The 9,610-nt window shown below is 50.9% G+C and carries 11 protein-coding genes and 1 pseudogene; 9 read left to right on the forward strand and 3 right to left on the reverse strand.

Annotated features, from left to right (window positions below):
• The 8 genes and pseudogenes from GAK38_RS22520 to GAK38_RS22555 all read left to right on the forward strand — a co-directional run.
• Positions 1–129, forward strand: a pseudogene (locus GAK38_RS22520) (amino acid ABC transporter ATP-binding protein); the annotation flags it as partial.
• Positions 130–163: 34 nt separating this feature from the next.
• Positions 164–985, forward strand: a complete 822-nt coding sequence (locus tag GAK38_RS22525) for a transporter substrate-binding domain-containing protein (RefSeq protein WP_325347142.1) — start codon at positions 164–166, stop codon at positions 983–985.
• Between the two features lie 159 nt (positions 986–1,144).
• Entirely contained in the window at positions 1,145–2,392 is a 1,248-nt protein-coding gene (locus GAK38_RS22530; RefSeq protein ID WP_325347143.1) for an NAD(P)/FAD-dependent oxidoreductase, read from the forward strand.
• Between the two features lie 99 nt (positions 2,393–2,491).
• On the forward strand, positions 2,492–2,731 hold the full coding sequence (locus GAK38_RS22535; RefSeq protein ID WP_325347144.1) for a hypothetical protein: 240 nt from the start codon (positions 2,492–2,494) through the stop codon (positions 2,729–2,731).
• 48 nt (positions 2,732–2,779) lie between these two features.
• Positions 2,780–3,463 carry an amino acid ABC transporter permease gene (locus GAK38_RS22540; RefSeq protein WP_325347145.1) on the forward strand — a complete coding sequence of 228 codons (684 nt, stop codon included), beginning with the start codon at positions 2,780–2,782 and terminating at the stop codon, positions 3,461–3,463.
• 82 nt (positions 3,464–3,545) lie between these two features.
• Positions 3,546–4,160, forward strand: a complete 615-nt coding sequence (locus GAK38_RS22545) for a phosphotransferase (RefSeq protein WP_325347146.1) — start codon at positions 3,546–3,548, stop codon at positions 4,158–4,160.
• Positions 4,135–5,544, forward strand: coding sequence for a hypothetical protein (locus tag GAK38_RS22550; RefSeq protein ID WP_325347152.1), 1,410 nt, complete (start codon positions 4,135–4,137; stop codon positions 5,542–5,544). The genes GAK38_RS22545 and GAK38_RS22550 overlap by 26 nt, the downstream gene beginning before the upstream one ends.
• The gene (locus tag GAK38_RS22555) at positions 5,475–6,431 is read left to right on the forward strand and encodes an aminotransferase class III-fold pyridoxal phosphate-dependent enzyme (protein WP_325347147.1); all 957 of its coding nucleotides are present in this window, start codon (positions 5,475–5,477) and stop codon (positions 6,429–6,431) included. The genes GAK38_RS22550 and GAK38_RS22555 overlap by 70 nt, the downstream gene beginning before the upstream one ends.
• Before the next feature lie 210 nt (positions 6,432–6,641).
• On the opposite strand, the gene GAK38_RS22560 is transcribed toward GAK38_RS22555, so the two are convergent.
• Positions 6,642–7,616, reverse strand: coding sequence for a sugar-binding transcriptional regulator (locus GAK38_RS22560; RefSeq protein ID WP_325347148.1), 975 nt, complete (start codon positions 7,614–7,616; stop codon positions 6,642–6,644).
• 284 nt (positions 7,617–7,900) lie between these two features.
• Between GAK38_RS22560 and GAK38_RS22565 the strand changes: the two genes are divergently transcribed.
• On the forward strand, positions 7,901–8,887 hold the full coding sequence (locus tag GAK38_RS22565; protein WP_325347149.1) for a sugar ABC transporter substrate-binding protein: 987 nt from the start codon (positions 7,901–7,903) through the stop codon (positions 8,885–8,887).
• Between the two features lie 139 nt (positions 8,888–9,026).
• Here GAK38_RS22565 and GAK38_RS22570 read toward each other — a convergent pair whose 3' ends face one another.
• Together GAK38_RS22570 and GAK38_RS22575 are read right to left on the reverse strand one after the other, a co-directional pair.
• Entirely contained in the window at positions 9,027–9,371 is a 345-nt protein-coding gene (locus GAK38_RS22570) for a hypothetical protein (RefSeq protein WP_325347150.1), read from the reverse strand.
• A partial coding sequence (locus GAK38_RS22575) for a transposase (protein ID WP_325347151.1) occupies positions 9,368–9,610 on the reverse strand: 243 nt, incomplete at its 5' end. The genes GAK38_RS22575 and GAK38_RS22570, both read right to left, overlap by 4 nt.

A 9,610-nucleotide genomic window follows, 5' to 3' on the forward strand; every position in this document is an offset into this window, starting at 1 on the left:
CGTCAGGTCGCAAACCGCGTGATCTTTATGGATCAGGGCCAGATCGTTGAGCAGAATTCGCCAGCCGAGTTCTTCGACAACCCGCAGCATGAACGCACCAAGCTGTTCCTGAGCCAGATCCTGCACTGATCTAACAAATATAACCGCACCAACGGAGGGTAACTTGAATAAGCTATTCGCAATCGCATCAGCGTCATTGTTTTTGTTTTCCGGAATGGCACATGCCGGCCCCACTCTGGATCGTGTAAACGAGAAAAAGGAAATGGTAGTCGCCACCAATGTCGGATGGCCTCCACAGGGTTTTCTTGATGACAATAACGAACTTGTTGGGTTCGATATTGATGTGGCCAATGAAATCGGCAAGCGTTTGGGTGTTAAAGTCCGTTTTGAAACTCCTGAGTGGCCAACGCTAACCAGTGGTCACTGGCAGGGACGTTATGATGTTGGCGTTGGTTCAGTAACGCCAACCAAAGCACACGCACAGGCTATCGACTTTGCTGGAATCTACTATTACAGCCCCTATGTGTATGTCGTACATAAGGACAGCAAAGCGCATTCGACCGACGATCTGAACGGCAAGGTGATTGGGGTTGAAACCCGGACCACGTCTGAAGATTTCATCAACCGTCGCCTTGAAATTGATGCGCCTGATCTTCCGACTTTTGAATATAAAGTCACTCCCGGAGAAGTTCGTACCTTTGAAGATTCCATGATGCCGTTTGACGACCTTCGTTTGGGCGATGGTGTGCGTTTGGATGCTGTCATTGCACCAGAACAGACAGCTCAGACTGCTATCAAGAACGGCTATCCGGTTCGCGTTCTCGAAGGCGGCTATGCATTCCGCGAACCGCTGGTTGTGATTGCAGAAAAGAATGATTCTGAATGGACTGCAAAGATCGGAGAAATCATCAAGCAGTTGAAGGATGATGGAACCCTCGCAACGCTTACGACCAAGTGGTACGGCGCGGATTACAGCAAAGACTAATTGCTTCCCATAAAAACACATCAGGTTTCCTGATCAATTCATCATCAAGCCCCGGCTTTGCCTTGCGAGGCAGGACGGGTGTGAATTGAAAATGGAAAAAATCAATACATTCAGACTGGTAACAAGATGTACTATCCTGACACGCATTACTTCAGAAGCATGGCTGATACCAAAGAACGGGCAGCCCTTGTTGGAAATGAGGAGTGTGAAACCCTCATTATTGGTGCTGGTCTGGCCGGTCTGACAACAGCGTTGGAACTGGTGCGGCAGGGACAGTCTATCATCGTTCTTGAAGCCAAGAGTGTCGGTTTTGGTGCCTCGGGGCGCAATGGCGGTTTTGTCAGTCCCGGTTTTGCAACCGGTCATGATAAGATCGCTGCCACAGTCGGCGACGAAGCTGCGAAAAAGCTCCACAGGCTCTCGGTAGAGGGCATGGAATTTGTTGGCGAAACAATTCGCGATCTGAATATCACGTCTGCAGATCCCAGGCATGGGCTGATCAGCGTACAGCGCTACGAAGATGCGCCCGCTTTGCAGGCCGAAGTGGCGGAGACAAAGAGAGACTTCAATTACCGCCTTGAATATATGTCGCGGGATGAAGTTCGGTCGGTGTTGAAGTCTGAACGTTATTATCAGGCCATTCGCGATCCCAAGGCGTTTCACATTCATCCACTCAATTATGCACGCGCTCTCGCTCAGGAAATCGAGCGTCTTGGCGGCAAGATTTATGAGAATTCCGCAGCGCAATCTATGGACGTTTCGAATGCGCAGAAAATGGTTCGAACAAGCCGAGGTTCAGTTCAGGCCAAAAATCTAGTGATCACCACAGGTGGTTATACAGGTGGGTTGAATAAGAAACTTCAACGATCCTATTTGCCGATAGCGACCTATGTCATGGTTTCTGAAGTTGCTCCTGATCTCATCAGCGAAGCTATCAAAGCATCAGCGGCGATCGGTGATAGTCGCAGAGCTGGCGATTATTACAGGCTCATTGAAGGTGGTAGGCGCGTATTGTGGGGTGGCCGCATAACAACCCGCGCCGCCTCAACTGAGGGGCTGGTGCGAGAGCTGCGTTATGAAATGACAAGCACCTATCCGCAACTGTCTGGACTCAAGACAGAACTCGCTTGGTCTGGTCTGATGGCATATGCGCGCCACCTCATGCCCCAAATCGGAAAAATGCCGAGTGGCGTTTGGTACTGCACGGCCTTTGGCGGTCATGGCCTGAACACCACCGCTATCGGTGGCAAGCTGGTGGCCGAAGGAATTCTTGGTTCGACTGATCGTTACAAGCTTTTTGAGCCTTTTGGCTTGGTCTCGGCAGGGGGTTACGCTGGTCTCGCCGTTGCTCAACTTACCTATTGGAAACTGCAGGCACAGGACAAGTGGCGAGAACGCTCTGCCTGATCAGCCGCTTGTTTCTAAGAAAATTTATCCCCCCAGATCAAAAAGACATCCGTTAAGCCGATCGGCACAGGGTGCACACCGAATTGAAGGAGGCCGTTCATGCTTGGACGATTCATTCTCAACTACCCCGATACAGCGCGCAGGCTTGGTGGTCTTGTGCTGTTCGCAATCACAATGGTGGCGCTCTATTCAATTGGCATTAGTGCACATTGGCTGGGCACAATAGTACCCCCACTTGCCGACTGGGTGAAGGAAAACCCCGTTGTTGCAAGGGTTTTGTCAGCCTTTTCCATCTCTCTGATACTGTTCCTGAACTGGAAACTGCTGAAGCGACTATAGAGAAATCAGCAGGTTGTCGCGGTATGGACCGAACTCTTCGTCCTGCTGATGCTCTTCTTTTACTCGTTTGATCTGTCGTTCTCGTTTATCGCACGTAAGATCGGTTTTCTGATCACACAGGGAACGGTAACGACACTCTATATTTCCGCGATTTCCATCGTGATAGCCACCATCATTGCGCTTATCGGCGCGATAGCAAAGCTGTCGCAGAACGGTGTCATTTACGGGCTTTCGACTTTCTACACGTCGCTTTTTCGCGGCTTACCGCTCCTGATGCAGATCTATATTATCTATCTTGGCTTGCCACAGATAAGTTATGTGATCGGTGCGATCCCTGCCGGCATTCTCGCGCTTTCGCTCTGCTATGGCGCCTATATGACTGAAATTTTCCGTGCAGGTATTGAAAGCATTCCGCGCGGACAGAAGGAAGGTGCCACGGCACTTGGTCTCGGTTCGGCACAGACGATGTGGCTTGTCATTCTGCCGCAAGCCATGCGGATCATCATTCCACCAACAGGCAACCAGTTCATTGCGATGTTGAAGGACTCTTCGCTTGTTTCGGTTATCGGTGTTTGGGAGCTGATGTATGTTGCAAGAACTCAAGGCCAGACCGAGTTCAGACACATCGAAATGCTGATCACTGCTTCCATGATTTACTGGATGCTCTCCATCTCGTTCGAGTTTATTCAGTCCCGCATTGAGCGCTATTACGCCCGATATAATAAGCGATAAGTCGTGGCCAAACGTCGATGCGCTTTCTTGAAGGCGCGTCGTATTTCTCGCTCCGTCGAACCATTTTCTATTGGAAAGCCATATGTCTGAAATGTCCCTTTTTTCGAAAGCTGAATTGCCTCGCCCGAGCCTTACAATTGAGGACGCTGCGGATATTCTTAGTTCAGTTTACGGGCTGAAGGGCGAGTTGCGTGAGCTTGGTAGCCAGCAGGACCGGAACTTTAAGGTTGGCATTGCTGGTGAAAGCTATGTCCTCAAAATCAGCCGCAGCGAATATCCGCGCGTTGAACTCGAGGCGCAGAATGCGATTTTGCAGCATCTCGCTTCAAAACAGGACGATGGTTTCCATAGTTCATTTGTTATTCCCAAAGTCATCTCTTGTCGAAATGACGAATTCATTGGTGCTGCTACCGTTGGAGCAGAAAATTATCATGTTCGTCTGCTGAGCTTTATCGAAGGCGAAATGCTGACGGCGCGCAAATATTTGAACGGTACTGCGATTGAAGCGCTTGGTACCCTTGCAGGCAATGTCGCGTACGCTTTGGCAGACTTTTCGCATCCAGGCGCTGTGAAAAAATCCCCGTGGGATCTGGCTTATTCTGAGGCGGCGATACCTTTCTTGTTGCAGGATAGTGATCCCAGCTCGGTTGCCGCCCCCCATTCTTGTGGCGATGGAACAAGTGCGAAAGCGGCTTGACCCTGTAAAGGCGGAGTTACGTGTTCAGGTTATCCACCATGACATCACGGATGATAATGTTGTTGGCCGTAGAGAGATCTCGGGGTCTGTGTTGCCCTATGCGGTAATTGATTTTGGGGATATGACGAAAAGCTGGCTGATTGCCGAGCTGGCGACAACATGTGCATCGTTGCTGCATCATGGAGACGGAGACCCTTTCTCAATTCTCCCAGCTGTGAAGGCGTTTCATGCCGTTTATCTGTTGGAGAAAGAAGAGCTTATCGCCCTCTGGCCTTTGATTGTCGCGCGCGCTTGCGTGTTGCTTGCAGCATCGCATCAGCAACTTAGACTTGATCCGAGTAATGATTATGCAGCGGCCAATGCCGCACATGAACGGATCATCTTCGAGACAGCGACTTCAGTGCCATTCGAACTGATGGAAAAGGCAATATTCCTCGCGCTGGATATTGATCTCGAGGCCAAGCACCACGCCAATAGAAAGTCTATCGTTCCGAGTGTTGATCTCAACTCTGCAACGCAAGTCGACCTTTCGATCGATTATTCCGCCTTCGTGGCTGGGAACTGGAATTCGAGCAATATAAAACAGCAAATTTTATTCGATGCCGCTCGTAAGACGGGATGCAGCCTGACGAGATATGGTGAGTATCGACTAACACGCACCCGGGTTAACAGCCGCACTGAACCAGAAAGCTTCGCACTGCATATTGCAGTTTGTGTCCCCGCAGGAACAAAAATAGTTGCGCCTTTCGATGGGAGTGCGGATTTTGCCGATGGGTCTCTCATTTTGCGAGATGGTGAGAGCAATCTGCATTTGAATGGCTTGGACATACGTGATGGATTAGCGCACTCGGTATCTTCGGGTGATGTGCTCGGTGTGGCTCGCAATGATCAAGGCGGATTGGGCATCATTTACGTTCAACAGTCCGAAATTGTGTCTGATGCGCTGCCGCAATTCGCCAAACCATCGCAGGCTGCGGTATGGTCGGAACTTTGCCCATCTCCCGCAGGATTTCTTTGCTTATCTATCGACGCATCTTCAATGCAACCCGCGTCACTGCTTGAGAAACGCTACAAAAGTCTTGCCGGTACGCAGAAGCATTATTACGAAAATCCCCCGCAAATTGAGCGCGGCTGGAAAGAGCATTTGTTCGATACTGAGGGACGTGCATATCTTGATATGGTCAATAACGTGACCACTATCGGTCATGGCCATCCGCGCCTTGCAGAAAATGTTCATAGACAGTGGTTGAAACTCAATACCAATTCGCGCTTCCACTATTCGGAAGTAGCTGTTTTTCGGAAAGACTTGCGGCTTTGGCGCCGGATGGGCTTGATACTGTATTTCTGGTCAATAGCGGCTCTGAGGCAAATGATCTGGCATTGAGACTTGCCTGGGCATGGTCAGGTCGTCGCAATATCGTTTCGTTACTTGAAGCATATCATGGTTGGACGGTGGGGAGCGATGCAGTTTCAACATCAACTGCCGATAATCCCAATGCTCTTGGAACGCGGCCGTCATGGGTGCATGCGGTGGTTTCTCCCAATACCTATCGCGGGAACATGACTGCCGGACAATATATTGGGACTGTTCTCGATAAGCTTACTGCGCTCGATGCATCAGGCGAGGGGCTTGCGGGCTTCATCTGTGAACCGATTTACGGGAATGCGGGTGGAATTCCGCTGCCCACGGGCTATCTGAAGAGGGTCTATCAAGAAATCAGATCACGAGGCGGGCTTTGCATCGCTGATGAGGTGCAGGTTGGTTACGGCCGTACAGGCCATCATTTCTGGGGCTTTGAGCAACAGCAGGTTGTGCCGGACGTCATCACTATTGCAAAAGGCATGGGCAATGGACATCCACTTGGCGCAGTGATTACGCGCAAGGAAATTGCTGATGCGCTGGAAAAGGAAGGCTATTTCTTTTCCTCTGCCGGAGGCAGTCCAGTCTCGTCAGTCGTTGGAAATACTGTTCTCGACATTATGGAAGATGAACAACTTCAGGCCAATGCACGTAAGGTAGGCGATCATCTCAAGGGACGTCTGCAAGGTCTGAAACAGCAATATTCATTGATCGGTGCTGTTCATGGTATGGGACTTTATATGGGGTTGGAGTTTATCAGGGATCATGTTTCGTTGGAGCCTGCTACCGAAGAAACGATGGCTCTATGTGACCGACTGCTTGAACTTGGCATCATCATGCAGCCGACGGGTGACCACCTGAATATTTTCAAGATCAAACCCCCCTCTTTGCCTCACGCAAGAAAGCGCTGATTACTTCGCGGATACGCTGGAATCGGTACTGCAAGAGGGATGGTAATAAGAAAAATACAGGTGCCGCCAATGGGCCTTCAATGCTGTTGGAGACGCTGTGGTGGCGGATGGTAAGCATATGGCAAAAACTATTTTGCCATATGCTGATATCGGAATTGATGTCAGAACTTGCGATTAAAAATGCTCTGGCCAATACTGATTTTGAACTTCCTACGAAATATTCTTCAGTGCTTCTGCTGCGTCACCATTAATTATAAGCCCATTGACGATGCCACTTTTAAGTAGTGCTTTAGCTGCCACTGCCTTTTCTTGACCTGCAATGAGTAGGACAACTTGAATTTTCTGCAGTTCTGAAAAGCCGAGGGCAATCGTTCGTCGATTCATTTCGTGGTCAATTTGATGACCGTCCTTATCGAAGAAGATGCCGTTTGTATCACCAATTGCGCCTGCAGCTCGAAGGCTTTCAAGTTCTGCTTTGCTCAACATGTTTTGGCGACGCAGCAGTGAATCCTCGGTCAACTCGCCGGCGCTGATAAAACATACCGAAGCCGTCCGGGCTATTTCCATGGCATGGGCAACAGAGCGCTGCGAAATCAAAACTTTTCGGTCTTCTGCAGAATCGGCGATAAATGGTACGGGTAGAAAAAAGCCCTGGCCACTGGTGCGCCGTGCGAGCATATGCACAACTTCGAACGGGTTATAAGCAGAGTTTGCTGTCAAAGATCCCATAACTGAGATGAAACGCGCTTGCGGCGAACACACACCCGCAAGTTGTAATGTCATCTGCTCAATAGTTCGACCCCAACCGGTTCCGATAGTCGCTTCCTGATTATCCGCGAGAAAGTCCTTTAGGTAAGTTGCTGCAGCAACGCCAACGGCACGAAAGGAAACCTGTTTGCGGATCTCGGATGCGGTGTCATCGTTTGCATCGAAGCCAAATGGCGGTGTCGAAATACAAAAATCGAGTTCATACCGGCGCATAAGCTCATTTTCCAGAGGCAATGTTCCTGCGTTCTGATGGTCTATCGATATGCTGACAAGGCCGCTTTCTCTGGCCTCTCCGAGGATTTTATTGACGCGCGCACGCGTTAATCCCAGTCTTAAAGCAGTCGCCTCCTGGTGGAATCCTCCAACGTAATAGAGCCATGCAACGCGTACCATTAGGCTGTCTTCAGATTCACTCATTCGTCCCTCACTTCAATCATCGATTAAAATTACAAATGTAATTCCATGTGATATTTGTAATTTTCCGACGCTTAATACCAAACATTCTGGCGGACAAGAGCGCGAAAGAGCGAACGGGTCAATTGGAATGCGGAGCTGAAGCATTAGCGGAATGAAAACATCTTTCTCTGGAGGAGCAGAGACCGATGGCGCGTATCCCGGCAGTTCAGGAGGATTAGCAGGTCAGTGCGGGGCACGGCTTTTATTCGTGCATGAGGTCAAGTTCAACAATTTGAAGTTGCGCAGTGGATACAACCACACCGCTTCGGGGAGGAATGATGGGATCAGGATTTATCAAGAAAACTGTTGCTGTTGCAGCCATGGCCGTGCTGATGGGCACCGCTAGCGCATCGGCGACGAATGTTGCCTGGGTGCATTCCAATGCTGCCGCGCAGTCTGAGCAACGCGCAAAGGCGGGTTTTGATGCCTGGCTGGAGGATACCAATAAAGATTGGAATATCAGTGTGCTAGATAGCGGTGGTTCAGGTGAGCGTACCGCTTCCAATATTCAGGATGCAGCATCGCGCGGCGTTGATGCAATAATCGTGAGCATGTCCGACTTGCGCGCATCGCGTGCCGCTATCGATTCAGCTGTTGCCGCGAAAATTCCGGTCTTCGCGATCGACAGCGGACAGGTTGATGGCGTTCTCGTCGATGTCACCACCAATAATTGGGCAATGTCAGCGAGTGTATCGCCTTATTTGCTCAATGAAATGGGTGGCAAGGGCAATCTCATCTTCTTGCGTATGGCAGAACATCACGGCACGCGTAAGCGTGGTGATATCATGGCTACGGTGTTGAAAGAGTATCCGGAAGTGAAGATCCTTGCGGAGCACAACATCGATTATACCGCTTTCTTTGATGACACGACCAGTTCCATGCAGGACTATGCTTCGCGGTTTGGTGAAGAAATCAATGCGGTTTGGGCTCCATGGGATGAACCAGCGCAGGCGGCAATCAACTCTCTGAATGCGGCTGGTCTGAAGAATGTCAAAGTCATTGGTATCGATGGCCATCCGCAAGCAATCGAGGAAGTCTGCAAGCCGGATAGCCTTATGATTGCAACGGTTTCCCAGCCTTTTGAAAAGATGGGCGCACAGACCGGTGAATGGATAGAAAGCATCGTCGTGAAAAAGGAAGATGCGGCAACGGTTATTCCGTCCAAGACCGTCTATCTCGATGCTCCGCTTGTTACAAAGCAGAATTGCAAGGACTTCCTCCCGAAGAAGTAGCTCCCCCAAGCCTGCAACTGGCCGGAACGAGACCGTTTTGCGTTCCGGCCTCTTTTAACCTGATACTTTAATTAGCGGGAGTTCTTCGATGGCCGTGAGCCTTTCGCAGATCGTCATGTCCTATCCTGGAACGCTGGCACTAGCAGGCTGTTGAAGAAGTCTCTGGTTTGGCCTTCAGCACGGCCTCGTCTCCGCTATCGTATGCGAACGTGATCTCGATCGCGCCATCATCGAGTAACTCGGCATGACCGTCGCCCGATACTTCGTCCATTTCATCGCTTCCGCGCCATCTGAAGAAGACCATGGACGTGCTGTAGCCGAGATCGAGGCTCGCTTGCATCGCACCGAAGGCGATTTCGCCATGCCCGTTGGCCCCGATGGTGATTGTGGCGGGGTCAACCAGGTCGAGATAATCCCGATCCCATAGATCGGCCTCGACGATCCGCCAGCGGCCAATCAGGCGGCAGTTCGGGGCCGCGCTCATGACGACACCGCCAACAGTTTCGGCAGCCGCACCAGATCATAGGCGGCGGCCGCGAAGGTGAAGGCCCATCCGACGCGGTCGCGGCCACGGAACTTCGTCTTGTCCTGCCCCGCGACGGTCTTGATCCAACCGAACGCCTCCTCGATGCGCTTGCGGATGCGCAAGCTGACCCCATAGCCGGAATGGCGCGTCGTGCGCCCGTCAATGGCCGAGCGGCGACCATTGACGTTCTGCGCCAC

It is taken from the genome of Xylophilus sp. (genome assembly GCA_009914555.1).
Classification (GTDB): domain Bacteria; phylum Pseudomonadota; class Gammaproteobacteria; order Burkholderiales; family Burkholderiaceae_C; genus WNDY01.